Origin of the sequence: Kitasatospora sp. NPDC056327 (assembly GCF_042261735.1) — a bacterium.
Lineage (GTDB): Bacteria > Actinomycetota > Actinomycetes > Streptomycetales > Streptomycetaceae > Kitasatospora.
In genome coordinates this window covers 1-25125 of the sequence record NZ_JBHJRC010000048.1, presented here as the reverse complement: position 1 = coordinate 25125, position 25125 = coordinate 1, and the positions used below count along the sequence as shown (strand labels likewise).

19 protein-coding genes and 1 pseudogene are annotated in these 25125 nt (G+C 75.0%); 8 read left to right on the top strand and 12 right to left on the bottom strand.

What is annotated here, in order from left to right:
* Nucleotides 1–142: 142 nt before the first annotated feature.
* The gene (typA, locus tag ACFCX4_RS10285) at nt 143–2047 is read right to left on the bottom strand and encodes a translational GTPase TypA (protein WP_376140401.1); all 1905 of its coding nucleotides are present in this window, start codon (nt 2045–2047) and stop codon (nt 143–145) included.
* A gap of 254 nt (nt 2048–2301) precedes the next feature.
* Here typA and ACFCX4_RS10280 point away from each other — a divergent pair, with 254 nt between their 5' ends.
* Complete coding sequence (locus ACFCX4_RS10280; protein WP_376140399.1) at nt 2302–3444, top strand: hypothetical protein; 1143 nt, start codon at nt 2302–2304, stop codon at nt 3442–3444.
* Between the two features lie 193 nt (nt 3445–3637).
* Here ACFCX4_RS10280 and ACFCX4_RS10275 read toward each other — a convergent pair whose 3' ends face one another.
* From ACFCX4_RS10275 to ACFCX4_RS10245, 7 genes are all read right to left on the bottom strand, one after another.
* The gene (locus tag ACFCX4_RS10275; protein WP_376140397.1) at nt 3638–5380 is read right to left on the bottom strand and encodes an ABC transporter substrate-binding protein; all 1743 of its coding nucleotides are present in this window, start codon (nt 5378–5380) and stop codon (nt 3638–3640) included.
* A 159-nt stretch (nt 5381–5539) separates the two neighbouring features.
* On the bottom strand, nt 5540–8149 hold the full coding sequence (locus ACFCX4_RS10270) for a SpoIIE family protein phosphatase (RefSeq protein WP_376140395.1): 2610 nt from the start codon (nt 8147–8149) through the stop codon (nt 5540–5542).
* Nucleotides 8150–8403: 254 nt separating this feature from the next.
* On the bottom strand, nt 8404–11181 hold the full coding sequence (locus ACFCX4_RS10265; RefSeq protein WP_376140393.1) for a SpoIIE family protein phosphatase: 2778 nt from the start codon (nt 11179–11181) through the stop codon (nt 8404–8406).
* A 237-nt stretch (nt 11182–11418) separates the two neighbouring features.
* Complete coding sequence (locus tag ACFCX4_RS10260) at nt 11419–11856, bottom strand: (deoxy)nucleoside triphosphate pyrophosphohydrolase (RefSeq protein ID WP_376140391.1); 438 nt, start codon at nt 11854–11856, stop codon at nt 11419–11421.
* Between the two features lie 26 nt (nt 11857–11882).
* Nucleotides 11883–12065, bottom strand: a complete 183-nt coding sequence (locus ACFCX4_RS10255) for an SPOR domain-containing protein (protein WP_376140389.1) — start codon at nt 12063–12065, stop codon at nt 11883–11885.
* Between the two features lie 63 nt (nt 12066–12128).
* Nucleotides 12129–13679 (bottom strand): DUF4190 domain-containing protein, encoded by a 1551-nt coding sequence (locus ACFCX4_RS10250; protein ID WP_376140387.1) that lies wholly within the window; start codon nt 13677–13679, stop codon nt 12129–12131.
* Between the two features lie 192 nt (nt 13680–13871).
* Nucleotides 13872–14687 carry a methyltransferase domain-containing protein gene (locus ACFCX4_RS10245; RefSeq protein WP_376140385.1) on the bottom strand — a complete coding sequence of 272 codons (816 nt, stop codon included), beginning with the start codon at nt 14685–14687 and terminating at the stop codon, nt 13872–13874.
* A gap of 194 nt (nt 14688–14881) precedes the next feature.
* Between ACFCX4_RS10245 and ACFCX4_RS10240 the strand changes: the two are divergent.
* Nucleotides 14882–16074 (top strand): annotated as a pseudogene (locus ACFCX4_RS10240) (dihydrofolate reductase family protein).
* 104 nt (nt 16075–16178) lie between these two features.
* Nucleotides 16179–16856, top strand: a complete 678-nt coding sequence (locus ACFCX4_RS10235; protein ID WP_376140383.1) for an HAD-IA family hydrolase — start codon at nt 16179–16181, stop codon at nt 16854–16856.
* Here ACFCX4_RS10235 and ACFCX4_RS10230 read toward each other — a convergent pair.
* Nucleotides 16843–17157: a type II toxin-antitoxin system YoeB family toxin gene (locus ACFCX4_RS10230; RefSeq protein WP_376140381.1), complete on the bottom strand. Its 315-nt coding sequence runs from the start codon at nt 17155–17157 to the stop codon at nt 16843–16845. The two genes, ACFCX4_RS10235 and ACFCX4_RS10230, sit on opposite strands and share 14 nt — an antisense overlap.
* Before the next feature lie 134 nt (nt 17158–17291).
* Nucleotides 17292–18365 (bottom strand): redox-regulated ATPase YchF, encoded by a 1074-nt coding sequence (gene ychF, locus ACFCX4_RS10225; RefSeq protein ID WP_376140379.1) that lies wholly within the window; start codon nt 18363–18365, stop codon nt 17292–17294.
* Between the two features lie 577 nt (nt 18366–18942).
* On the opposite strand from ychF, the gene ACFCX4_RS10220 reads away from it, so the two are divergent.
* The gene (locus tag ACFCX4_RS10220) at nt 18943–19383 is read left to right on the top strand and encodes a DUF6542 domain-containing protein (RefSeq protein ID WP_376140377.1); all 441 of its coding nucleotides are present in this window, start codon (nt 18943–18945) and stop codon (nt 19381–19383) included.
* Nucleotides 19384–19440: 57 nt separating this feature from the next.
* Here ACFCX4_RS10220 and ppgK read toward each other — a convergent pair whose 3' ends face one another.
* Together ppgK and ACFCX4_RS10210 are read right to left on the bottom strand one after the other, a co-directional pair.
* The gene (ppgK, locus tag ACFCX4_RS10215) at nt 19441–20187 is read right to left on the bottom strand and encodes a polyphosphate--glucose phosphotransferase (RefSeq protein WP_376140375.1); all 747 of its coding nucleotides are present in this window, start codon (nt 20185–20187) and stop codon (nt 19441–19443) included.
* Between the two features lie 182 nt (nt 20188–20369).
* Complete coding sequence (locus ACFCX4_RS10210) at nt 20370–21347, bottom strand: 4-hydroxy-3-methylbut-2-enyl diphosphate reductase (protein WP_376140372.1); 978 nt, start codon at nt 21345–21347, stop codon at nt 20370–20372.
* A gap of 87 nt (nt 21348–21434) precedes the next feature.
* Here ACFCX4_RS10210 and ACFCX4_RS10205 point away from each other — a divergent pair, with 87 nt between their 5' ends.
* The 4 genes from ACFCX4_RS10205 (at nt 21435) to ACFCX4_RS10190 (ending at nt 25072) form a co-directional block, all read left to right on the top strand.
* Nucleotides 21435–22781 carry an APC family permease gene (locus tag ACFCX4_RS10205; protein ID WP_376140370.1) on the top strand — a complete coding sequence of 449 codons (1347 nt, stop codon included), beginning with the start codon at nt 21435–21437 and terminating at the stop codon, nt 22779–22781.
* Between the two features lie 10 nt (nt 22782–22791).
* Nucleotides 22792–24003 carry an exodeoxyribonuclease VII large subunit gene (gene xseA, locus ACFCX4_RS10200; protein WP_376140367.1) on the top strand — a complete coding sequence of 404 codons (1212 nt, stop codon included), beginning with the start codon at nt 22792–22794 and terminating at the stop codon, nt 24001–24003.
* A 79-nt stretch (nt 24004–24082) separates the two neighbouring features.
* Nucleotides 24083–24349 carry an exodeoxyribonuclease VII small subunit gene (locus tag ACFCX4_RS10195; protein WP_376140365.1) on the top strand — a complete coding sequence of 89 codons (267 nt, stop codon included), beginning with the start codon at nt 24083–24085 and terminating at the stop codon, nt 24347–24349.
* A gap of 120 nt (nt 24350–24469) precedes the next feature.
* A complete protein-coding gene (locus ACFCX4_RS10190; RefSeq protein ID WP_376140363.1) occupies nt 24470–25072 on the top strand; it encodes a malonic semialdehyde reductase in 603 nt (200 codons plus the stop codon).
* Nucleotides 25073–25125: the final 53 nt, after the last annotated feature.

Genomic DNA, 25125 nt, shown 5'->3' with positions numbered 1-25125 from the left:
CACCTTGGCGTGGTAAGCGCTATTCCGTTTATACGCGCGTCGACAGCGTGGAGTAGTTGAAAAAGTTCGCCCCCCTCTCCATCGGAAAGGGGGGCGGACGTTTCCGGCCATAGCCCGGCCGGGCGGGCTCAGAAGGCCTTGATCAGACCTTCTTGGCACGCGAAGCGGTACGGCCGCGGTCCTTCTGGTCCAGCACGACCTTACGGATGCGAACCGTCTCCGGCGTCACCTCGATGCACTCGTCCTCGCGGCAGAACTCCAGCGACTGCTCCAGCGAGAGCTTGCGCGGCGGGACGATCGACTCGGCGACGTCGGCGTTCGACGACCGCATGTTGGTGAGCTTCTTCTCCTTGGTGATGTTGACGTCCATGTCGTCGGCGCGCGAGTTCTCGCCGACGATCATGCCCTCGTACACCTCGGTGCCCGGGTCGCAGAAGAGGACGCCGCGCTCCTGCAGGTTGGTCATCGCGAAGGCGGTGACCACACCGGCCCGGTCGGCGACCAGCGAGCCGTTGTTGCGGGTGGTCAGCTGGCCGAACCACGGCTCGTGGCCCTCGTGGATCGAGTGCGCGATGCCGGTGCCGCGGGTGTTGGTCAGGAACTCGGTCCGGAAGCCGATCAGGCCGCGGGACGGCACGACGAACTCCATCCGGACCCAGCCCGAGCCGTGGTTGGACATGTTGTCCATCCGGCCCTTGCGGATGCCCATGAGCTGGGTGACGGCACCCATGTGCTCCTCGGGCACGTCCACCGTGAGGCGCTCGACCGGCTCGTGGGTCTTGCCGTTGACCTCCTTGGTGACCACCTGCGGCTTGCCGACGGTCAGCTCGAAGCCCTCGCGGCGCATGGTCTCGATGAGGATGGCCAGCGCCAGCTCACCGCGGCCCTGCACCTCCCAGGCGTCCGGGCGCTCGGTGTCCAGCACGCGCAGCGACACGTTGCCGACCAGCTCGCGGTCCAGGCGGTCCTTCACCTGGCGGGCGGTGACCTTGCGGTCGACCCGGCCGCCGGACTTCGCGTCCGCGCCCTTGCCGCTGCCGCCCCGGCCGACCAACGGCGAGGTGTTGGTGCCGATGGTCATCGAGATGGCCGGCTCGTCCACCGTGATCAGCGGCAGCGCGATCGGGTTCTCGGTGTCGGCGAGGGTCTCGCCGATCATGATGTCGGCGATGCCGGCGACCGCGCAGATGTCGCCCGGGCCCGCCACCTCGGCCGGCTTGCGGGTGAGCGCCTCGGTCATCAGCAGCTCGGAGATGCGGACGTTGGAGATGGTGCCGTCGCGCTTGATCCAGGCCACCGTCTGGCCCTTGCGCAGCTCGCCCTGCTCGACCCGGAGCAGCGCGATGCGGCCGAGGAAGTTGTCGGCGTCCAGGTTGGTGACGTGGGCCTGCAGCGGCGCGTCGGCGTCGTAGGTCGGGGCCGGCACGTGCTCCAGGATGGTGGAGAAGAACGGCTCCAGGCTGTCGCTGTCGCCGGGAACGGTGCCGTTCTCGGGCTTGGTCAGCGACGCGACGCCGTCACGGGCGCAGGCGTAGACGATCGGGAACTCGATCTGGTCCTCGTCCGCGTCCAGGTCGAGGAAGAGGTCGTAGGTCTCGTTGATGACCTCGTCGATCCGGGCGTCCGGACGGTCGGTCTTGTTGATGCACAGGATGACCGGCAGCCGCGCGGTGAGCGCCTTGCGCAGCACGAAGCGGGTCTGGGGCAGCGGCCCCTCGGAGGCGTCGACCAGGAGGACGACCGCGTCCACCATCGACAGGCCGCGCTCGACCTCGCCACCGAAGTCGGCGTGGCCCGGGGTGTCGATGATGTTGATCGTGATCGGAGCGCCACCGTCCTTGGGGTGGTACTTGACCGCGGTGTTCTTCGCGAGAATGGTGATGCCCTTCTCGCGCTCCAGATCGTTGGAGTCCATCATCCGGTCGTCCAGCTGCTGGTGCGCGGCAAAGGCGCCGGCCTGCTTGAGCATGGCGTCGACCAGGGTGGTCTTGCCGTGGTCGACGTGGGCGACGATGGCGACGTTACGGATGTCGTTGCGCGTGGGCATGCCTGGCAGATTCTCCCGGAATCGTGGGTTACGGCGCCCGGCTGCGTGACGCGCACTTGCGACCTCTGTCGGTCGCCGCCGCCCGTTCCGCCTGCTACTACCGGTCCACCCGCCGGGCAGGACATGCCACGGCTTCCTCCTATCGTACGGGGAACCGCCCAGGACGGCCGAAACGGGCAGCGCGCGGGGGTCAAGATCACAGCTCGGTCACTTCTCTTTCACCCGGCGTTCTCCTTGCTCCATCGTGTGCGCTTGTGAAGAGAGTGCTTCCGTTCCTGGGCTGGCTGGTCGCCCTCGCCCCCCTCGTCCTGACGTTCACGACGGACGACTCGTCCGCCCAGGTGCGGATGCTCCGGCAGCTGTCGGCCTTCCTGCTCGGCTACGCGGTACCCCGGGTCTGCGCCGAGCTCTGGGTCCTGCTGACCGGGCGGTGGGGCGGCAAGCGCAAGCTGTCGGTCGTGCTCGGCACCGGCCGGGTGGTCGCCGCGACGACGGTCGGCGGGACCCAGGTCGAGCTCCGGGCGTTCCCGACGGCGGTGCACATCTACTGGACGATCGCCCACGGCCGGCTGGTGCGGCTGCGGCTGTGGCTCTCGGCCGTGCTGCTGACCGCCGGTCCGGCCGCGCTCGCCTGGTGGCTCTGGACCTCCGGCGTGCCGATGGCGGCCTGGGGCATCGTGCTGGGCCTGGCGGGCCGGATCGTCCGCGGGTTCCGCGACCCCTACTGCTTCGGCTCCCAGCTGCTGCGGCTGCCGTTCCGGCCCTCCTCCGTCGTGTCCTGCTCCGAGGCCGGCCACCTGGCCACGGCCGCCCTGCTGCAGGGCCGGTTCGGCGCCGCCGCGGCGGTCGTCGACCGGATGGAGCCGGCCTCCAACCCCGGGATCACCCGGGCGAAGCTCGCCCTCGGCGCGGGCCGGTACGCAGAGGCCGAGGAGCGGGCCCGGACGGAGCTGGCGGCGCAGCACCACCCCAGCCTCATGGTGGAGGTCGGTCTGGTGCTGACGAGCGCGATCGCCGGGGCCGGGGACTCCGGCGAGCTGCCGCCGGCGACCGCGCTGCCCCGGCTGCTGGCGGCCGTCGACCTGTTCGACGGCGACCCGGCCTCGCTGCGGGTGAGCGTCCCCGCCCTGATCGACCTGGCGCGGTGGGAGGGCCGGCCGGACGACGCGGTGGCCATCGGGCTCGCGCAGCGCGGCCTGCACCGCTCGCGGATCTGGCGGGCCGAGTCGAGCTGCGCGCTCGCCGCCGCGCTCGGTGCCGCCGGCCGGCCCGAGGAGGCCGGCGCGGCCCTGGTCCGGGCCCGGAAGGAGTGCCCGGAACTGGCCCGGGTCGCCCTGGTCGAGCGGCAGCTGGCGCGGTGGGCGGCCGCGCTGCCCGTCGAGGTCCACCCGGTCTGAGGGCCTCCCCCGGGGCCGGTCCCGCGAGGCCCGCAGGAGGGCCCCGGGGCTCGCGGATCACTGCCGCACCCGCCGCGCCCGGGGCACGCACGCCCCCGGCCCCGGCCCCGGCCGGGCGGTGTCCCCACCTCCGCACCGCCGATGCACGCACTCCGACGCCGTGGCCTGTCCGACAAGATCCACAAGACACGCCCTATACCGCCCAGCCCAGGTCCTGGAGGCGGGGCCGGGCGAGGCCCCGCACCCCGGTGCCCGTGAGGCCGTCCCGGACCGCCACCGCCTCCGGGCGCTGGAACAGCGGCACCGAGTGGCCCAGTTGCCAGATCCGCACGTCGGCCTCCTGGAGCAGCGCCCGGCGGGCTGCGGGGTCGGCTTCGGCGGCGGCGCGGTCGAAGAGGCGGTCGATCTCCTCCGTCCCCGCCCGCGCGTAGTTGCGGCCGGCCACCGGGGTGCCGTCCGGGCCCGGGCGGGGCTTGGCGTAGACGGGCCGCTGCTCGCCCGCCGGGGAGGGGCCGGCCGGCCAGGAGAAGAGCGCGAGGTCCCAGTCGCCGGCCGCCAGGTGGTCGCGGACGAAGGTGTCCGCCGGTGCCTCCGTCACCCGGACCGCCGCGCCGGCCGCCCCGAGATCGGCCGCCACCGCGTCGGCCGCCCGGCGCAGGGTCGCCGCGTCGGCGGGGACCAGCAGGGTGAGCGCCAGCTCGTGGCCGCCGCGGGCCCGGGTGCCGCCCGCGGCGGGTCGCTTCCAGCCGGCCGAGTCCAGCATCCGCCCCGGTTCGGTGCCGCCCAGCGCGTCGGCGTCGTCCCGGTAGCCGGGCTGGTCGCCCGCCAGCAGGTGGTGGCCGAGCGGGGCGGCGGGCAGTCCGAACGGTGTCAGCGCGGCGTCGGCGGCGTGCCGCCGGTCGACGGCGCGGGCCAGCGCGCGGCGCAGCACCGGGTCGGTGAGCGGCTCGCGGGCGGCGTTCAGGGTGAGCTGGGCGAGCCCGGTCCCGGCGGCCCGGTGCAGGCTGACGCCGGGCAGCGTCCCGGCCTGCCGCAGGGCCTCGGCCGCGCCGGCCCCGGCGTGTTCGAGCGCCGCGGTCAGCGGGGCGAGGTCCAGCCGGCCCCGGGCCAGTTCCTCGGCCCGCCGCTCGGGCGGGACGGCGAGGAACTCGATCCGGTCGGCCTTGGCCGGACCGCCCCACCAGTACGGGTTGCGGACCAGGGTGGCCTTCCCGCCGACCGGGTCGTAGCCGTCGACCAGGAACGGGCCCGCGGTCGGGTGGGCGGTGCCGCCGGGCAGCGGCCGGCCGAAGGCGGCGGCGCCGGCGGTCTCGGCGGCCGGGTAGAGCGGGCCGAACAGGGCCCGCCACTCGCCGCAGGGCTGCCGGAAGGTGACCCTGACCTCGTGCGGGCCGGCGCCCTGGACGACGGAGTCGACGTCCGCGTACCCGGCGGGCCGGGCGGCGGTGTGGGCGGGGTCCGGGCCGGAGAGGGCAGCCCGCTGGGCGGCGAAGTCGGCGGCGGAGAGCGGGGTGCCGTCGCTCCAGACGGCGTGCGGGTTCAGGTGGTAGGTGACCACCTGGGGCAGCTGCCCGGGCGGGGTGGACTCGGCGGCCGTCAGGTAGTCCGGGTCCGGGGTCCACTCGCCGTGCGCGTCCGGCCGGAACAGCGCGGGGTAGAGGGCGTGCGCGAGCAGCGCGGAGTCGGCGGTGGCCGCGGGCTGGTAGACGTTCAGGGTGGCCGGGACGGCGTCGACGGCCCAGCGCAGGGTGCCGCCGTCGCGGACGGCGGACCGGTCGGCCGGGCGGAGGTCCCCGGTGACGGCGGCGGGGGCGGGCGGCGCGGGGTCGGGCGTCCGGCCGGACCGGGCCGGGCCGGGGCCGCCGAGGCAGCCGGCCGTGGTGCCGAGGACGAACAGCAGCGCGGTGGCTGCAGCGGGGAGGCGGGCGGCGCGCATGGCGGCCATCGAACGCCGCCCCCGCGGGCCCGGCGCACCCGACACGGCGGGCCGGGGACCGATGCACCCGGTCGGCTGAGTGCCGCCCGCGCGCCGGGGGCGCCGTGACCCGCCCCTGGCGGGGCCGGGCCGGTGTCCGGGTGCTCGCGGGGCCGGGTCCTACAGCCCCAGCTCGAACCAGACGATCTTGCCCTTCGGCGTGCGCCTGCTCCCCCAGCGCTCGGCCAGCAGGCTGACCAGCTGGAGCCCCCGGCCACCCTCGTCGGTCTCGTGGGCGCGCCGCTGCCGGGGCTGGGCGTAGCCGTCGTCCCAGACCTCGCACACCATGGTCCGGTCGCGCAGCAGCCGCAGCCGGATCTCGCCCCGGCCGTGCCGCAGCGCGTTGGTGACCAGCTCGCTGACCAGCAGCTCGGTGGTGTCCACCAGCTCGTCCAGGCCGCGGGCCAGCAGCCAGCTGCAGGCGGCCTCGCGGGCCTTGGCGACCGAGGTGGGCTCGGGCGGCAGGAACCACTGCCCGACGGCGTCCTCCGGGAAGGCGTGCACCTTGGCCATCAGCAGGGCGATGTCGTCCTCGCCGTGGTGGGGGTTGAGCTCGCCGAGGACGTGGTCGCAGAGGTCCTCCAGGCCCTTGCCGCTGTCGGACAGCGCGTTCCGGAAGGCCCGCAGGCCCTCGTCCAGCTGGTGCTTGCGGCTCTCCACCAGGCCGTCTGTGTAGAGGCCGAGCACGGCACCGTCCGGGAGGGTCAGCTCGACCTCCTCGAAGGGCTCGCCGCCGACGCCGAGCGGCAGGCCGGGCGGGACGTCCAGCATCCGGGCGGGCTCGCCGGGGCCGAGCAGCACGGGCGGCAGGTGTCCGGCGTTGGCGAAGGTGCAGCGGCGGGTGACCGCGTCGTACACCGCGTAGACGCAGGTCGCCAGGTAGACCTCGCGGGCCTCCTCGTCGGCGGTGGAGGTGAGCCGCCCGTACGGGTTGGACCGGCCGGTCGGCGCGGTGTCGTCGCCGAGGCCGCGGGCGATCTCGTCGAGGGCGGCGAGCACCTCGCCGGGCTCCAGGTCGAGCATGGCCAGGGTGCGGACGGCGGTGCGCAGCTGGCCCATGGCGACGGCGGCCCGCAGGCCGCGGCCCATGACGTCGCCGATGACCAGGGCGGTGCGGTTGCCGGGCAGCGGGATGACGTCGAACCAGTCGCCGCCGACCTCGGTGTTGTTGTTGCTGGGCAGGTAGCGGCAGGCGATCTCCAGGCCGCTGGCCACCGGGTTGCCCGGGGGCAGCAGGCTGCGCTGGAGGATCAGCGCCCGCTCGTGCTCGCGGCGGTAGAGCCGGGCGTTGTCGATGCAGACGGCGGCGCGGGCGACCAGTTCCTCGGCGATGGCGACGTCGCGGGCGTCGAAGGGCTCGCTGCCGATCGCCCGGGAGAGCTGGACCAGGCCGAGCACCTGGTCGCGGGCGACCAGCGGGACGATCAGGGTGGAGCGCAGCAGCGGGTCGGGGCCGGGCTCGGGGACGACGCTGCGGCCGGTGCGCAGCGCCCGGGCGTGCGGGGAGCGGCGCGGGTAGCAGAGGGTGCCGCCGGCCTCGGCGATGGGCAGGCCGGTGACCGAGCCGAGCACCGAGGAGGCGCCGCCGACGACGCTGGAGACGGCGACCCGGCGCAGTTCGCCGCTGCCGTCGGTGAGCACGTTGTCGCCGAGCCGGCCGGCGCTGGGCACGGTCTCGCCGGAGAGCAGCGCGGTGTAGAGGTCCACGGTGGCGAGGTCGCAGAACGGCGGGACGACGACGTCCAGCAGCTCCTTGGCGGTGGTCTCCAGGTCGAGGGTGGAGCCGATGTGGGCGCTGGCCTCGTTGAGCAGCGCGAGGTTGCGGCGGACGCCGTCGGCCTCGCGTTCGGCGACGTGCCGGCTGGTGACGTCGGAGACCTGTCCGGCGACGCCGGTCGGCTGGCCGGCCGCGCCGTTGAGGCGGTAGAGCGAGACGGCCCAGAGCCGGTTGCCCTCGCGGGTCGGGACGGCGGCGTGGAAGCGCAGGTCGAAGACGGGCTCGCCGCTGGCGAGGACCTTGCGCAGGGCGGCGGTGAGCCGGTCGGCCTCGGAGCCGGGGAAGATGTCGTGCGGGGTGAGGCCCTCCAGGTCGGTGGGGGCGAGGCCCATCCCGGAGGCGAAGGCGTCGTTGACGCGCTGGAGGCGGAGCCGGTCGTCGAAGAGGACGAAACCGGTCGGAGTCTGGCCGAAAACCGCCTCCGAGGCGGCGAGGTCGGTCTCGATCCGGCGGAGCCGGCCGAGGTCGACCGCGAGACAGGTGGCGCCGGCCGTGGGCAGCGCGCTGTCCGGCATGAGGTAGAGCTCGGCGAGGCCCTCGCCGCCGTCGGCGTGCCGGTACGGGGTGGTGCCGACCCACTCCTCACCGGCCAGGGTGCGCTCCAGCCGGGCCCGGCCGCGCTGCCAGAGCTCGCGCGGGACGAAGGTGGTCACCGGGTCGGCGCCGACCGCCTCGGCGGCCGGGACGCCGAAGAACTCGGCCGCCCGCTCGCTCCACTGGCTGATCCGGCCGTCCGGACCGATCGCGAAGGTCGCGACCCGGATGTAGTCGTAGATCGAGCCCGGGTCCCCGGCACCCCACCGTTGCTCCTCGGCCGCCGCCGCCGGCCTCGGGGCACAGGCGGGTGCGGGCAGGTGGTGGGCAGGGGCGGCCGGGTGTTGGGCGCCGGCCTGCCCGGGTACAGCGGCATGACCCCTGCTGCTCGGCGCACTGCGCGCCGGGGTGCTGTTCACGGACCGACCCCTCCAAACCCGCGACCGTCCGGATGTCGAGAAGACCGAGTATTCATCATCGAGGGGTACGTTCACACGCCCTCAACATCACAACATCAGATCGGGCGAAGGTTTTTGTCCTACCGCCCGCGCAACCACAATGCCACGCTCGCGCCCCCTGCCGGAGTGCGCGCTCCCCCGGGCCCTCCCGATGGCATATGCAGGGGCGTTCCGCCGGCCGCCGGAGGGCGGCCCCGCGGCGGCGGCACGGCGGGCTATTCCGCCCCCGGGGTGCCCGGCAGCGCCTGCTCGAACCAGACGACCTTGCCCATCCCCTCGGCCCTGGCCCCCCAGTGCAGGGCCAGCCGGGCCACCAGCTCCAGGCCCCGGCCGCCCTCGTCCGCCTCGGCCGCGTGCCGCTCCCGCGGCGGGTCCGGCAGCGGGTCGGAGATCTCCACCAGCAGCGTCTCGCCGAGCGTCAGCCGCACCCCGATCGGCGCGCTCGCGTACCGGACGGCGTTCGTCACCAGCTCGCTGACCAGCAGCTCGGCGGTGTCGGTCAGCTCCTCGACGCCCCACTCCGCCAGCGCCGCGCGGACCAGTCGGCGGGCCCGGGAGACGGCGGTCGGCTCGGCCGGCAGGGTCCAGCCCGCCGTCGGGGTGCCGGCCTGCCCGTGGCCGAGGCGGGCCAGCAGCAGCGCCACGTCGTCCGGCTCGCGGCCCTGCTCCATGGTGTCCAGCACCGCCTCGCAGGCGGCCTGGATCGAGGCGTAGGGCTCCTGGAGCACCGTGACCAGCCGGCCGAGGCCCACGTCGAGGTCCTTGTCCCGGGACTCCACCAGGCCGTCGGTGCACAGCGCCAGCAGGCTGCCCTCGGGGATCTTCAGCTCGACCGACTCGAACGGGACGCCGCCGACCCCGAGCGGGGCGCCCGAGGGCAGCTCCAGGATCCGGCCGGCGCCGCCGGGCAGCGGGCCGCCGGTGCGGGTCGGCCCGTCCGCGTCCTCCCCCGGCACCACCAGCACCGGCGGGATGTGCCCGGCCTTGGCGACGGTCAGGGTCGCGGTGGCCGGGTCGAAGACCGCGTACACGCAGGTGGCCAGCAGCGCCTCGTCCGGGCCCTGGGCGAGGTCGTCGGCCAGCTCGTGGACGTGCCGCAGCAGCACGTCGGGCGGCAGGTCCAGGGCGGCCAGCACACGGACGGCGGTGCGCAGCCGGCCCATCGTCGCGGCGGCCCGCAGGCCGTGGCCCATCACGTCGCCGACCACCAGCGCGGTCCGGTCGCCGGGCAGCGGGATGACGTCGAACCAGTCGCCGCCGACCTCGGTGCCGCTGCTGCCGGGCACGTACCGGTAGGCGACCTCGACGCCGGTGGGCTGCGGCACCTGCTGCGGCAGCAGGGTGCGCTGCAGGGTGAGGGCGGCGGTGCGCTCGCGGGCGTACAGCCGGGCGTTGTCCAGCGAGGAGCCGGCCCGGTCGGCCAGCTCGACGGTGAAGGCCAGGTCGTCCCGGTCGAAGCCCTCGCGGTAGCCGGCCCGGCTGACCAGCAGCAGGCCGATCACGATGCCCCGGGCCCGCAGCGGCACCACCAGCATCGAGTGCACGCCCAGGTCGTGGGCCGCCTGCATCTTGGGGTCGCCGGCGTAGGTGACGTCGCTCAGCTGGTCGGCGCCGGACAGCAGCTCGGGGACACCGGTGCGCAGCACCCGGCCGCAGGCGGAGTCCTCGGCGAAGGTGATCCGGGCGCCGCGCCGAAGCATCACCTCCACCTCGGGCCCGTCCTGGACGGAGGCCGTACCGAGTTGGAGCAGCGAGGTGCGGCGGTCGTGGCCGTGCCGGGGCAGGTCGTCACCGTGCGCGACGGCCTGCAGCAGGACGACGGCGGCGTGGTCGGTCAGCCTGGGGACCACCGCGCCGGCCAGCTCCTGTGCGATCCGGGAGGCGTCCAGCAGGTCACCGACCCGGGAGCCGAACTCGTTGAGCAGCGAGAGCCGGCGGCGGGCGTGCTCGACCTTGGCCACCGCCCGGTAACGCTCGGTCACGTCCATCACGGTGCCGGAGATGCCGAGGACCCGGCCGGAGCGGTCGGTCATCCGGCTGTAGGAGATCGAGCGGTACCCGGAGCGGGCGGTGACCGGCGAGGCCAGGGTGACGTCGATGACCGGCTCGCCGGTGGCCAGCACCTGGCGCTGGATCGCGGTGATCTCGTCGGCGGCCCGCTCGGGCAGGGTCTCGCCGACGGTGCGGCCGACGTGGTCCTCGGGCGTGACGCCGTTCATCTCGGCGAGGGTGCGGTTGACGGCGGTGTAGCGCAGCTCGGTGTCGAGGATCGCGATGCCCAGGGGCGACTGCTCGAACAGGGCGTCGCGCACCGCGAGGTCCCGCTCCACCTCCTGGACGGCCTCCGCCTCCGCCAGGTTGACCTGGAGGAACGGGGTGCCGTCGCCGTCCACCAGGAGCGAGATGCGGGCGTCCACCAGCACCGGGGCGCCCTCCCGGTCGCGCAGCCCGGCCAGTCCGGCCCAGTGGCCGTGCCGCAGGGTCTCCTGGATCGCGGTCCGGATCCTGGCCACCTGCTCGTCGTCCGGGATCAGCTCCTCGATCCGGCGGCCGACCAGCAGCTCGTTCGGCCAGCCGAGCAGTTCCTCCGCGGCCGGGCTCCAGAGCACCACGCGCCCGGCGGTGTCCAGGATCGCGATGGCCACCTTGACCACGTCGAAGAGGCTGCCGCCCGGGCGGGCGGTGCCGACGGCGCCGGACCGGCCGGAGGCCTCCGGGTGGGCGAGCGGGCCGCCGGGGAACGGCCGGCCGGGGCGGCTGCGGACGCCCGGGGGCGGGAGCGCGTCGGAGACGGTCGGGGAGGGGGCGGGCGGCGCCGGACGGGCGGGCGGCAGCGCCTCGGCCGGGGACTCGCCGCGGCGCCGGCCGGAGGGCCGTTCCCGGGCCCCGCCGGCCGCGCGGTCCGTGCCGCGGCGCAGCCGGGCACGGGCGGCGGCGCCTCCCCCGGCGCCCGCCCGTCGTGCTCCCCCGCCGCCGTTTGCGGTATTCGACACCGACGGGGCCTCCGGCTCTGCTCGGATCGGGTTCACCGGCTGGGGCGGCTCACCGATGGTGACGAATAGTGCCGAAAAGTGACATACCCAGCACGACCAAGGCTATCCCGCCCGCCCCGCGCGCTTTTCCGATTGGCGACCCGCCGCCCCACGCGTCGCGCCCGTCCCGGCGGCGGCGGGACGGGGCGGCTCCGGCCACGGAGCCCGGACGGCCGGCGGTCGGTGATCAGGGGGAGGTCAGGGGGAGGTCAGCAGGCGGGCGACCTCGGGGAGGACCTCGCGGTCGTGGTCGAGCCAGTCGAGGCCGGCCAGCTCGGCGGGTCCGAGCCAGCGCAGCTCGTCGTGGTCCTGGAGCGGCCGCGGGTCGCCCGCGAGCAGTTCGGCCGCCCAGAGCCGCAGCTCAAGGCCGGGCCGCACCAGCCACGCGCCGGGCAGCCGGGTGAGCGCCCGGGCCCGGACGCCCAGCTCCTCCATCAGCTCGCGCTCCAGCGCCTCGGTCTCGGTCTCGCCCGGTTCGGCCTTGCCGCCGGGGAACTCCCAGCGCCCCGCCACCTCGGCGGGCGCGCTCCGCCGGGCGGCGAGCACCCGCCCCCGGTGGATCAGCGCGCCGCCGACGACGATCCGGTTCCCGGCCGCGCCGCTGTCGGCCCCCGGCCGATCGATGCTCCTGTCCATGGACGCCGACCCTATGCCGCCCCGGGTCACTCCCGCGGACCGCGGGCCGTGGAGTCCCCGGCGGGCTCGGCCTCGACCCAGTAGAGCTGCTTGTGGCCGCGCGCCTCGAACTCGGCCGCGATCCGCTCGGCCGCCTCCCGCCCGATCCCGCCGACGATCCGGAAGCGGTTGCCGTGGTCGTCCTGCCGCATCACCCGATAGGTGTCCATGCGGGCCAGGGTAGGGCTCCGCCCCGGTCCCCCAGGAGGGGCCGGGGCGGGAGCCGGGGGTGCTCAGACGCGGATGTCGGAGGCCACCTCGCCGGTCGACAGGCCGAGCTCGCGCCGGATGTCCACCGCGAGCCTGCCGCCCTTGGCGGACAGGGCCTGGGCCTTCTGCGCCTCGCGCTCGATCGTCGCCGGGTCCACCGCCTTGGCGGCGGCGTCCCAGGCGTTGGCGGCGTCCAGCTTGATCGCCCCCAGCTCGATCAGCCTGGCCCTGGCTCCGGCGGGCCAGTCGACGCCGTTGGCCGACAGCTCCGCGACCTCCCTGCGGGAGGCGGCGGCCATCGTCCTCGCCCATGCCCGGTACTCGGCCGGGGACCCGTCGACGTCGCCCTCCGGCTCGGCGTCGAGCGCCTCGTCGTAGGCGCGCACGGCGTCCAGGTAGGTGCGCTGGGCCTGGGTCAGCTTGGTCCGGTCGGTGCGGACGCTGCCGGCGTGCGGCCTCTTCTCGTCCTGGAAGGTGCAGGTCACCCGGCGGTCGCCGGTCGCCCAGGCGCTGCGGCCCGGGTAGTAGTAGTACCCGTCCATCCCCTCGGGGACGAGCCAGGAGTCGAGGGCGTAGTCGGCGCGCACCGGGTTGCAGAGGCGGGCGGCGTCCCGGGCGATCTCGCTCGCCGTGGGGTAGTCGGCGCCCCGGCCCGCGAGACTGGTGACGCCCGCGACCTCACCGTGGTGCGGCTCGCCGCAGGGCACCACCCTCACCCAGTAGACGCTCGCGGACTCCGGGTCGCGGCCGGGGCTGAACGGCGGCTGGTCGAAGCAGTCGCCCTCCCGCAGGTCGTTGACGGCCACCGAGTCCCTCGGCCCCAGCGGGGCGTCCGCGTACCGCTCCTCCTCCAGGCCGATCGCGGCGAGGCCGATGAACCCGATCAGGGTGGCGATCGCCCCGAGGACGCCGAGAACCAGGCCGGTGACCGCCATGCCGCGGCCCTTCTCGTTCCGCTTGGGGATCTGCACCAGCGCGACGATCGAGAAGGCCAGCGTCAGCGGCCACATGCAGAGCAGGCCGGTGACCAGCGCCGCGATGGAGAAGCCGTTGGTGGTCGTGGGGGCGGGCGGGTAGGGGAACCCGGCGTGGAAGCCGGACTGCGCACCGGGGGTGACGGCCGCCCAGCCGGTGGCCCGGGGCGGGCCGGGGTCGAAGGGGGGCTGCTGCACCCCGGTGGGGGTGGCCCACGGGTCGGGCGCGGGCGGCGCGGCGGGGCCGGCGTCGTGGGCGGGGGCCGCCCACGGGTCGGGCGCGGGCGCGGACAGGGCGTCCGGCACGGGTGCGGCGGGCGGCACGGGCGGGCCGACGGGTGCGGGTGCAACGGCCGGGGCGGGGTCGGGCGCGACGGCGTCCGCTGCGGGGATGTCCGCTGCGGGGACGTCCGCTGGGGGGACGGCGTCCGGCACGGGCGCCGGCTCCGCCGCACCGACGGTTCCCGGCCCGTCCTGCGGCCCGGCCGCCGGTGCGGGCTCCACCTGCGACGCGGACGCGGGCTCCGCGGCCGGCTTGGTCAGCCCGACCCGCTCGGGCACGGGCAGCGGGGAGGCGTCGTCGGACTCGGGCTTGGACACGTGCGATCTCCCCCGGCCCGCGGTGGGCGGGCGACAGCTCGGCAGGACGACGACCCGCGGAGCCCGCGGGCGGATCGCGGCGGGCCGTCGGGTACGGGAACAGGCGCGCGACTCTACCTGATCTTGTGAAACAGTCGCGCGCCTTTTCCCCGCCCCACGAACCACCCCGCCGCCGCAAGGCCCGGCCCCGGTTCAGCGCCGGGCCAGCACCTCCCCGTGCAGCATCCCGAACCACCCGTCCCCGGCGGCCGCCCACTCCCGCCACCCGGCCGCGATCCGGGCCAGTTCGGCCTCGTCCGCGAACCCCTCGGCCACCGCCGCCCGGGCGATGCCGGAGTCCGTGATGCGGTCCGCCCACAGCCCGCCCCACCAGTCCCGCTCCTCGGGCGTCGCGTACGTCCAGGTGCTGGAGGTGGCGGTGACGTCGGTGAAACCGGCCGCCCGGGCCCAGGACAGCAGCCGCCGCCCGGCGTCCGGCTCGCCGCCGTTGTGCCGGGCGATCCGCCGGTACAGGTCCAGCCAGCGGCCCAGCTCCGGCACCTCCGGGAACCAGGTCATCGTCGCGTAGTCGACGTCCCGGACGGCGACCGTGCCGCCCTCGGCGGTGACCCGGCGCATCTCCCGCAGGGCGCCCACCGGATCGGTCACGTGCTGCAGCACCTGGTGGGCGTGCACCACGTCGAACTCGCCGTCCGCGTACGGCAGCCGGTGCACGTCGGCGACCTCGAACACGACACCGGACAGGCCCCGCCCGGCGACGTGGGCGGCGGCGGCCTCCAGCACCTCGGCGGAGGTGTCCACGGCCACCACCCGCCCGCCCGGGGCGACCAGCGCGGCCAGGTCCGCGGTGATGGTGCCCGGACCGCAGCCGACGTCCAGGACGGACTGTCCGGGACGCAGCCGGTCACGCAGGTAGGCGGCGGAGTTCTCGACGGTGCGGGAGCGGTGCGAACGCAGCACGGGCTCCTGGTGGCCATGGGTGTAGACGGCGTTCTTCGGTGCGGTCATGGTGACGTCCCCCTCGGGATCGGCCTTGCTCCTCGGCTGTCCCCGACGCTACTCCTCGTCCCGCATTCCAAGAAGATTCGTCTCACCTGTCGAACGCACCGGGCCCTCCGCGGACCGCCTCCGCCCACCCCCGGGCTTGGTCGGCGACCGGGGCCGTACGGTGGACGCAAACCCGACAGAAAGTGGTCGCCGGCATGCCAGCCCCCCGCCCCTTCGTCCTGCTGAGCGCCGCGATGTCGCTCGACGGGCACCTCGACGACGCCTCCCCCGAGCGGCTGCTGCTCTCCGGCCCGGCCGACTTCGACCGGGTGGACGCCGAGCGGGCCGCCAGTGACGCGATCCTGGTCGGCGGCAACACCCTGCGGGCGGACAACCCCCGGCTGCTGGTCAACGACCCCGGGCGGCGGGCCGCCCGGCGCGCGGCCGGCCGCCCCGAACACCCGCTGAAGGTGACGCTCAGCGCGAGCGGCCGACTGGACCGCTCGCTGAGGTTCTGGCACACCGGCGGCGAGCGGCTCGTCTACACCACCGACGCCGGGGCCGCCCTGCTCCGCCCGGAGCTGGCCGGACTCGCCGAGGTGGTGGCACTGGGCGCGGCGGTGGATCCGGGCGCGGTGCTGGACGACCTCGGGGCACGCGGGGTGCGCCGGCTGATGGTCGAGGGCGGCAGCGGGGTGCACACCCAGTTCCTGGCCCGGGGGCTGGCGGACGAACTGCAACTGGTCGTGGCGCCGCTGCTGGTCGGCCAGGACCAGGCGCCCCGGTTCGTCGGCCCGGCCCGGTTCCCCGGCGGTCCCACCCGGCGGATGCGGCTGCTGGAGGCCCGTACGGTGGGCGACGTCGTCCTGCTCAGGTACGCCCCGAAGGAGCCCGCCCCATGACCGAACCCCGCCCCGCCGAACCCCGCCCCGCCGAACCCCGCCCCGCCGGCACCGGCGGCTCGGCCGGCGATCTCGCGTTCCTGCGCCGGGCCGTCGAGCTCTCCCGCCGCTGCCCGCCCTCGCGGACGGCGTTCTCGGTCGGCGCGGTGGTCGTCGCCGCCGACGGCACGGTGCTGGCCGAGGGCTTCAGCCGCGAGACGGACGGGCACGACCACGCCGAGGAGGCGGCGCTCGCCAAGCTCCCGGCCGGGGACCCGCGGCTGCGCGGCGCGACCGTCTACAGCTCGCTGGAGCCCTGCGGACAGCGGGCCTCCCGCCCGGTGCCGTGCGCCGGCCTGCTGATCGCGGCCGGCGTCCCCCGGGTGGTGGTGGCCTGGCGCGAACCGTCGACCTTCGTCGCCGAGACCAAGGGGGCCGCACTGCTGGAGGCGGCCGGCATCGAGGTGGTCGAGCTGCCGGAACTGGCGGAGGAGGCCCGCGCGGTCAACGCGCACCTGACCGGGTGAGACCGGCGGCGGGACGACCCGGGACGGACCGGGGGACGAGGGCACTCGAAGCGCGGGGCGATCTTTTGTATCCTTATTGAACAATCGCCTCGCATTCTGCTCTCATGCTATCCCCCTGGAGCCGCCCCGTGCCCGCGATCTTCACCCCCCGAGCCCTCCTGCTGGACATGGACGGCACCCTGGTCAACTCCGACGCCGTGGTCGAGCGCTGCTGGCAGCGCTGGGCGGTGGAGCAGGGCCTCGACCCGGCCGAGGTGCTGCGCGTCGCCCACGGCCGCCAGGGCCACGCCACCATGGCCGTCCTGCTGCCCGAGCGCCCGGTGGAGCTCAACCTCGCCGACAACGACCGGATGCTCGCGGAGGAGAAGACCGACACCGAGGGCGTGGTCCCCGTCCCCGGCGCCCCCGCCTTCCTCGCCGCGCTGACCGGACTCCCGCACGCCCTGGTCACCTCGGCCGACGAGCCGCTCGCCCGGATCCGGATGGCCGCCGCCGGCCTCCCGCTGCCGGCCGTACTGGTCACCGCCGAGTCCGTGGGTGCCAGCAAGCCCGATCCCGAGGGCTTCCTCAAGGGGGCCGCCGCCCTCGGCTTCGCCCCCGGCGACTGCCTCGCCTTCGAGGACTCCGGGGCCGGCATCGCCGCCGCCCTCGCCGCCGGCGTCCCGGTCGTCGGCATCGGCCCCCGCGCCGCGGCCCACCGTCCGACGGCCCACGCGGACACCCTGGAGTCCGTCACCGTCGCCCCGGGCCCGGACGGCACCCTCACCGTCACCGTCGGCTGACCGCGCCGGCGGGGCCGCCCCCGCCGTCTCCCCGGCCTCGTCCGCCGACTCCTCCCGCCCCGGAAACGCCGGAAGGCCGCCCGCCCCGCACAGGGGCCGGACGGCCTTCCGGGGACGCCCGGACACGAGGCGGGATCAGCACCGCGACGGCACGCCAGGACCGGGGCCCGATAGTGGCGGCGGGCCGCCGGGACGATGATCCGGCCCCGGGCAAGTGGCACTTCAGCGGCTCGGGCCTGCCGATCCCGGCGAACGGGTCACGCAGGACGTCCTCGATGAGCCCGTTGATCCGGGCGGGCATCCTGCGCGCGACGGACCGAGGGAGTCGGCACCAGGCCAGCACGGGCAGAAGGACCGGGGCCCGCCCCAAGGGAGGCGGACCCCGTCCGAACTGCGCACTCGACGGATCAGGCTGTCCCGAAGGCAACCGAACGATCACACGTTGAAGCGGAACTCCACGACGTCGCCGTCCTGCATGACGTACTCCTTGCCCTCGATGCGGGCCTTGCCCTTGGCGCGGGCCTCGGGGAGCGAGCCGGTCTCGACGAGGTCGTCGAAGGAGATGACCTCGGCCTTGATGAAGCCCTTCTGGAAGTCGGTGTGGATCACACCGGCGGCCTCGGGGGCGGTGGCGCCCTTCCTGATGGTCCAGGCGCGGGCTTCCTTGGGACCGGCGGTGAGGTAGGTCTGCAGGCCCAGGGTGTCGAAGCCGACACGGGCGAGGGTGGCGAGGCCGGGCTCTTCCTGGCCCATCGACTGGAGGAGCTCCAGCGCCTCGGCGTCCTCCAGCTCGATCAGCTCGGACTCGATCTTGGCGCTCAGGAAGATCGCCTCGGCGGGGGCCACCAGCGCGCGCTGGACCTGCTTGAAGTCCTCGTCGGCCAGCTCGTCCTCGTCCACGTTGAAGACGTAGAGGAAGGGCTTGGCGGTCAGCAGGTGCAGCTCACGGATCGGGGCGGTGTCGAAGCCGGCCTCGAAGAGGGTCTTGCCGGTCTCCAGGATCGCCTGGGCAGCCTCGGCGGCGGCCAGCACGGGGGCGGTCTCCTTCTTGAGGCGCGCCTCCTTCTGGAGCCGGGGCAGGACCTTCTCGATGGTCTGGAGGTCGGCCAGGATCAGCTCGGTGTGGATGGTCTCGATGTCGTCCTTGGGCGACACCTTGCCGTCCACGTGCACCACGTCCGGGTCGGTGAAGGCCCGCACGACCTGGCAGATCGCGTCCGACTCGCGGATGTTCGCGAGGAACTTGTTGCCCAGGCCCTCGCCCTCGCTGGCGCCGCGCACGATGCCGGCGATGTCGACGAAGTCGACGGTGGCCGGGAGGATGCGCTGCGAGCCGAAGATCTCGGCGAGCTTGTTCAGCCGCTCGTCCGGGACGCCGACGACGCCGACGTTGGGCTCGATGGTGGCGAACGGGTAGTTGGCCGCCAGCACGTCGTTCTTGGTCAGGGCGTTGAACAGGGTCGACTTGCCGACGTTCGGCAGGCCGACGATTCCGATCGTGAGCGACATGAAGCGCAGTCCCGGGGGCTTGGAGGAGTTGGGCCGGCCCGGACGGCGGGCCGATCCCCCAGTCTACGGGCAGCGGGTCGGGCGTCCGCAGCGCCCGGCGGCCCCGCGAGGAACCCCGGACGGCCGCCCGGACGGCCGCCGCCGCGCAACCGGCGGCCGCCGCGCGAGACCGGGCCGGACGTGGCGCGGGCGTTCGACCGCGAAGGCGCCGGTCATCCGGTTCCCCCGTACAGTTGATCGACGGTCACACCAATACTCCGTACGGAGACACGGAACAAGCCCCGACGGCCCATTACACAGTGTGGCGATGATCGGACCGTACGTTGGGTGGGTGGAGCAGAGCATCCGTACCCAGCCGCCAGGGCCCAGACGCCGACCATCGAACGGCTCGGCCGGGGCCGCCGTCCCGGGGCCGGGCCGGGCCACCGGGTTCCCGGGGGAACCGGCCTCCCCGGCCGGGAGGACCGACGGGAGGGCCGGGGGCAGAACAGGGGGGAAGGCAGTGGGGAAGGCGCCCGGGAGAGCGCCGGGGAAGCCCGCGGGGCGGGGCTCCGGCCCCGGTTCACGGCTACGCCCCGTGTCCGGCCCGGCCGAGCGGCCCCGGCTCGCGGGGCGGCTCTACGGCCGGCGGCGCACCGGCCGGCCCGCCCGGCTGACCGCGGTCGGCACCGGGGTGGCCGCGCTGGTGGCGACGGTGGCGGTCGCCGCCCTGGACCGGCTGGCCTTCGGGGGGCTCGGGATCCTGTTCGGCATCGGCTACCTGCTGGTCTGCTTCCAGCTGTCGGTCCGGGTCCGCTACGCCGACCTGCTGGCCGCGCCGATCAGCGGGCCGATCGCCTTCGCCGCGGCGATGCTGCTCTTCGGTCCGGTCACGTCCTCCGGGGTGACGGCGCAGCTGGTGGCCCTGGCGACCAACCTGGCCACCCGGGCCGGCTGGCTGTTCTCGGGCACCGGGCTGGCCGCCGTGATCGTGCTGGCCCGCTTCGTGGCCCAGCGCCGGATCCACCGCGCGCGCTGAGGGCGGGAGGCCTGCGGGCACGGCCTCCCGCCCCCGGCGCCGACGGCGGACCGGGGGTCAGGCGGTGGCGCGGGCCGCCGCCATGGCCGCGCCGACGATCCCGGCGTCGTTGCGCAGCTCCGCCGGAACGACCCGCGCCCCGCGCTCGCGCAGCAGCGGCAGGAACTTCTCGTGCTTGCGGCTCACCCCGCCGCCGATCACGATCAGCTGGGGCGAGAACAGCATCTCCACCAGGTCCAGGTACTCGTCCACCCGCCCGGCCCACTGGGTCCAGTTCAGCCCGTGGCGCTCCTTGGCGGCCGAGGAGGCCCGCCGTTCGGCGTCCTTGCCGCGCAGCTCCAGGTGACCGAGCTCGGTGTTGGGCACCAGCGCGCCGTCCACGAACAGGGCGCTGCCGATGCCGGTGCCGAAGGTGAGGACCAGGACCACGCCCGCCTGTCCGCGGCCGGCTCCGTGGGCGGCCTCGGCGAGGCCGGCCGCGTCGGCGTCGTTGAGCACCACGGCCGGCAGGTCGAGCGCCTCCCGGAAGAGGCCGGCGGCATCCAGGCCGATCCAGCCCTTGTCGACGTTGGCCGCCGTCCTGGTGTGCCCGTCGACGACCACGCCGGGGAAGGTCAGGCCCACCGGGCCCTGGTGGCCGAAGTGCCGGACCACCTCGCACACGGCGTCGACCACGGCCTCCGGGGCGGAGGGCTGCGGGGTGAGGACCTTGTGCCGCTCCTGGGCGAGCACGCCCCGGGCCAGGTCGACGGGGGCTCCCTTGATGCCCGACCCGCCGATGTCCACACCGAATACCGCCGTCATGACGACCGCCCTCCGCCGAAGTTGTCCACAGGCCTGTGCATGGCTGCGCACGGCTGTGCACAAAACCTACGAGAACCCGACCGGCCCCGCACAGCGGACGGCCCGGCACCCGAACGGGGTACCGGGCCGTGCGTCGTGCGGAGCGCGGCGGGGGCGCGGCGGATCCCGCCGGGCCGGGGCGGCTACAGCTTGCCGGCCGCCTCGGCGCGCAGGTCGCGGCGGAGCTCCTTGGGCAGCGAGAAGATCAGGTGCTCCTCGGCGGTCTTGACCGTGGAGACCTCGTCGTAGCCGCGCGCGGCCAGCCAGTCCAGCACGCCCTCGACCAGGATCTCCGGCACCGAGGCGCCGCTGGTCAGGCCGACCGTGGTGACGCCCTCCAGCCAGCCCTCCTCGATCTCCTCGGCGAAGTCCACCAGGTGGGCGTCACCGGCGCCGTACTCCAGGCCGACCTCGACCAGGCGGACCGAGTTGGAGGAGTTCTTCGAGCCGACCACGATCAGCAGGTCGGTCTCCGGGGCCATCTGCTTGACGGCGACCTGGCGGTTCTGGGTGGCGTAGCAGATGTCGTCGCTGGGCGGGCTGACCAGCAGCGGGAAGCGCTTCCTGAGCTCGCCGACGGTGGCCATGGTCTCGTCCACCGAGAGCGTGGTCTGGGAGAGCCAGACGACCTTGGACTCGTCGCGGACCTGCACGTTGGCGACGTCCTCGGCGCCGTCCACCAGGTGGATCCGGTCCGGGGCCTCGCCCATCGTGCCGATGACCTCCTCGTGGCCCTCGTGACCCACCAGCAGGATGTCGTAGTCCTCGTCGGCGAAGCGGACGGCCTCCTTGTGCACCTTGGTCACCAGCGGGCAGGTCGCGTCGACGGTGGCGAGCCTGCCGGCCCGCGCCTCGTCGTGGACCGAGGGCGCCACGCCGTGGGCCGAGAACACCACGATCGAGCCCTCGGGCACCTCCTCCGTCTCGTCGACGAAGATCGCGCCCTTCTTCTCCAGGGTCTGCACCACGTACTTGTTGTGGACGATCTGCTTGCGGACGTAGATGGGGGCCCCGTACTGCTCCAGGGCCTTCTCCACGGCGATCACGGCGCGGTCGACGCCCGCGCAGTAGCCCCGGGGGGCGGCGAGCAGGACACGGCGCTGCGCGGTGTTGGAGGACATGGCTCCATCGTACGGGCGGCGCGGAGCCGCGCCGACGGGAATCGCCTTCCCGCCGGAACCGGTCGCGGGTGCTCAAATGTGGAAGCTATGAGCGAGCCGAGCGACGGGACGAACGGGCTGCGGCGCAGCCTCGGGGTCCGCGATCTGATGGTGTACGGGCTGCTGTTCATCGCCCCGATGGCCCCGGTGGGCGTGTTCGGGGTGCTCGACGCCAAGAGCGGTGGCGCGGTCGCCGCGGTCTACCTGGTGGCCACCGCGGCGATGGGGTTCACCGCCCTCTCGTACGCCCGGATGGTGCGGGCGGTGCCGCGGACCGGCTCGGTGTACGCCTACGCGCGGGCGGGGCTCGGCGAGGGCGCCGGGTTCGTCGCGGGCTGGATGGCGATGCTCGACTACCTGCTGATCCCCGCGGTCGCCTACCTGTTCTCCGGCATCGCGCTCAACTCGCTGCTGCCGGACGTCTCGCGCTGGGTGTGGACGGCGCTCGCGGTGGCGGTGACCACCGGGCTCAACCTGGCCGGGGTGCGGACGGCGGCCGTGGCGGGCTTCGCGGTGCTGGCGATGGAGCTGGCGGTGCTGGCGGTGTTCACGGCCGCGGCGGTGGTGGTGCTGGCCCGGGACGGCGCGCAGCGCGGGTGGGCGACGCCGTTCACCGCGGTCGGCGGCTTCTCCGCGACGGCGGTGCTCGCGGCGGTGTCCGTGGCCGTGCTGTCCTACCTGGGCTTCGACGCGATCGCGACCTTCGTGGAGGAGGCGGTCGGCGCCTCGGCGGCGGTGGCGCGGGCGGTGCTGTGGTGCCTGGCGGTGTCCGGGGCGCTGTTCGTGGCGCAGACCTACCTGGCGGCGCTGCTGGAGCCGCTCACCCCCCAGGAGCTGGCGGCGGACCCGGCGGCGCAGGGGTCGGCGTTCTACGACACGGTGGAGGGCTCGGTCGGGCACTGGCTGCACGTCCTGGTGGCGGCGAGCAAGGCGATCGGCGCGGCCTTCGCGGCGCTGGCCGGGCAGGCGGCGGCCGGGCGGCTGCTGTTCGCGATGGGCCGGGACGGACGGCTGCCGCGCTTCCTGGGCGGGGTCGACCCGGGCTCCGCGGTGCCGCGCCGGGCGCTGCTGGTGTCGGCGGCGATCACGCTGGCGGCGGCGGTCTGGGCGGCCGGCCGGGACGACGGCCTCGACCGGCTGACCTCGGTGGTGAACGTCGGCGCGCTCACCGCCTTCGCGCTGCTGCACGCCTCGGTGGTGGGCTGGTACGCGGTGCGGCACCGCTCCCGGAACCCGCTGCGGGACGTCGTGGTGCCGGTGCTGGGCACGGCGGTGATCGGCGCGGTGGTGTACGAGGCCTCGCCGACCGCCCAGGTGGTGGGGCTGGTCTGGCTGGCCGCGGGGCTCGTGGTCCTCGCCGTCCAGGGGACCTCCCGTGTCGGCGGACGCCGCTAGCCTCGTACCCATGGCCAACCCCAGCTCCCCCGAATCGCCGCTCCCGGTCGGCAAGGTCTCCGCGCTGATCGGGGGCTGGGTCGACCGGCTCGGCGCGGTCTGGGTGGAGGGGCAGATCACCCAGCTCAGCCGGCGCCCGGGGGCGGGTGTGGTGTTCCTGACCCTGCGCGACCCGCAGGCGGACGTCTCGCTGACCGTGACGTGCTTCCGCTCGGTCTTCGAGCAGGTCGCGGACTCGGTGCAGGAGGGCGCCCGGGTGGTCGTGCACGCCAAGCCCGAGTGGTACGCGGCGCGCGGCCAGCTCTCGCTGCGGGCTGCGGAGATCCGGCTGGTCGGGCTGGGCGAGCTGCTGGCCCGGCTGGAGCAGCTGAAGCGGCGGCTGGCCGGCGAGGGCCTGTTCGCCGCGGAGCGCAAGAAGCCGCTGCCGTTCCTGCCGCAGTGCGTGGGGCTGGTCACCGGCCGGGGGTCGGCGGCCGAGCGGGACGTCCTGGAGAACGCCCGGCGGCGCTGGCCGGCCGTCCGCTTCGAGATCCGCAACGTGCCGGTGCAGGGCGTCAGCGCGGTGGAGCGGGTGAGCGCGGCGGTCCGGGAGCTGGACGAGCACCCCGGCGTGGACGTGATCGTCGTGGCCCGGGGCGGCGGCAGCGTCGAGGACCTGCTGCCGTTCTCGGACGAGGGCCTGGTGCGGCTGGTCGCGGCGGCCCGGACGCCGGTGGTGAGCGCGATCGGCCACGAGCCGGACCAGCCGCTGCTGGACTTCGTCGCCGACCTGCGGGCCTCCACGCCGACCGACGCCGCCAAACGGGTGGTCCCGGACGTCGGCGAGGAGCTGGCCAGGGTCCGTCAGCTGCGCGACCGGGCCCGGCGGCACGTGCTGGCCCGGGTGGAGCGGGAGCAGCACGGGCTGGACGGCGTGCGCAGCCGCCCGGTGCTGGCCGCGCCGCAGCGGATGCTGGACGGGCGGGGCCAGGAGCTCTCGGGACTGCTGGAGCGGGCCCGGCGCACCCTGCGGCACCGGCTGGACCACGCGCAGAGCGACCTGGGGCACACCCTGGCCCGGGTGGTGGCGCTCTCCCCGGCGGCCACCCTGGAACGCGGCTACGCGGTGCTGCAGCGGGAGGACGGCACGGTGGTGACCGATCCGGCGCAGGTCGCGGCGGGCGACGGGCTGCACGCCCGGGTGGCCGGCGGCGGCTTCGGCGTCACCGTGGCCGACGGCTAGAACCGTCCGGTGCGCGGAGCCGGCAGCGGGCGGCCGGGGCGGGGGCGGGCTGTCGGTCCGGGACCCTAGGCTGGCTCCCATGGCAGATCAGGAGCAGCAGGACGCGGCGGCCGCCGTTCAGGCCCCGACCGCGGACGACGCGCTGGGGTACGAGCACGCGCGGGACGCGCTGCTGGAGGTCGTCCGGCAGCTGGAGAACGGCGGCACCTCGCTGGAGGAGTCGCTGGCGCTGTGGGAGCGCGGCGAGCAGCTGGCGAAGGTCTGCCAGCGCTGGCTGGACGGCGCGCGGGCCCGGCTGGACGCCGCGCTGGCCGCCGAGGAGGGGACCGCTGCGCCGAACGAGTGACGCAGGTCACAACTGCCCCGGGGAACAGTTGAAGGTTCACGCATGTTGGAACGGTCTGACCGGCTGCGGCCGGTCACCCCGAACGAACCCCACTTTCCTTTCTTCCGAGGTGCACCGAACATGACGACCGACGCCCTGGTTCTCGACGCCGCCGCTCAGGACCTGCTGTTCCGCGAGGCCCGCACCGCCAACACCTTCACCGACGAGCCGGTTTCGGACGAGCAGGTCCAGGCCATCTACGAGCTGGTCAAGTTCGGTCCGACCGCGATGAACCAGCAGCCGCTGCGCGTCGTCCTGGTCCGTTCGGCCGAGGCCCGCGAGCGCCTGGTCAACCACCTCGGCGAGGGCAACAAGGCCAAGACCACCTCCGCCCCGCTGACCGCCATCCTGGCCGTGGACAACGAGTTCCACGAGGAGCTGCCGACCGTCTTCCCGCACTTCCCGGGCGCCAAGGACTACTTCGCGGGCGACCGTGACGGCCGCGTGGCCTCCGCGGCGATGAACGGCGCGCTGCAGGCCGGCTACTTCATCGTCGGCGTCCGCGCCGCCGGCCTGGCCGCCGGCCCGATGACCGGCTACGACGCCGAGGGCATCAACAAGGAGTTCTTCGCCGACGGCGAGCACTCGGTGCTGGCCGTGGTGAACATCGGCAAGCCGGGCGACAACGCCTGGTACCCGCGCTCCCCGCGCCTGGCCTACGACGAGGTCGTCACCACCGTCTGAGCCCGCCTCCGACGGCCCGCACGGCGCGAGGGGCCCCGCACACCGGGTGTGCG

What these genes read in the sequence shown, in the direction of transcription:
- typA (WP_376140401.1), bottom strand. Translation starts at nt 2,047, where the DNA reads ATGCCCACGCGCAACGACATCCGTAACGTCGCCATCGTCGCCCACGTC.
- ACFCX4_RS10275 (WP_376140397.1), bottom strand. Translation starts at nt 5,380, where the DNA reads ATGCGCGCCGCCCGCCTCCCCGCTGCAGCCACCGCGCTGCTGTTCGTC.
- ACFCX4_RS10260 (WP_376140391.1), bottom strand. Translation starts at nt 11,856, where the DNA reads ATGGACAGGAGCATCGATCGGCCGGGGGCCGACAGCGGCGCGGCCGGG.
- ACFCX4_RS10255 (WP_376140389.1), bottom strand. Translation starts at nt 12,065, where the DNA reads ATGGACACCTATCGGGTGATGCGGCAGGACGACCACGGCAACCGCTTC.
- ACFCX4_RS10245 (WP_376140385.1), bottom strand. Translation starts at nt 14,687, where the DNA reads ATGACCGCACCGAAGAACGCCGTCTACACCCATGGCCACCAGGAGCCC.
- ACFCX4_RS10235 (WP_376140383.1), top strand. Translation starts at nt 16,179, where the DNA reads ATGCTATCCCCCTGGAGCCGCCCCGTGCCCGCGATCTTCACCCCCCGA.
- ACFCX4_RS10230 (WP_376140381.1), bottom strand. Translation starts at nt 17,157, where the DNA reads ATGCCCGCCCGGATCAACGGGCTCATCGAGGACGTCCTGCGTGACCCG.
- ychF (WP_376140379.1), bottom strand. Translation starts at nt 18,365, where the DNA reads ATGTCGCTCACGATCGGAATCGTCGGCCTGCCGAACGTCGGCAAGTCG.
- ppgK (WP_376140375.1), bottom strand. Translation starts at nt 20,187, where the DNA reads ATGACGGCGGTATTCGGTGTGGACATCGGCGGGTCGGGCATCAAGGGA.
- ACFCX4_RS10210 (WP_376140372.1), bottom strand. Translation starts at nt 21,347, where the DNA reads ATGTCCTCCAACACCGCGCAGCGCCGTGTCCTGCTCGCCGCCCCCCGG.
- ACFCX4_RS10205 (WP_376140370.1), top strand. Translation starts at nt 21,435, where the DNA reads ATGAGCGAGCCGAGCGACGGGACGAACGGGCTGCGGCGCAGCCTCGGG.
- xseA (WP_376140367.1), top strand. Translation starts at nt 22,792, where the DNA reads ATGGCCAACCCCAGCTCCCCCGAATCGCCGCTCCCGGTCGGCAAGGTC.
- ACFCX4_RS10195 (WP_376140365.1), top strand. Translation starts at nt 24,083, where the DNA reads ATGGCAGATCAGGAGCAGCAGGACGCGGCGGCCGCCGTTCAGGCCCCG.
- ACFCX4_RS10190 (WP_376140363.1), top strand. Translation starts at nt 24,470, where the DNA reads ATGACGACCGACGCCCTGGTTCTCGACGCCGCCGCTCAGGACCTGCTG.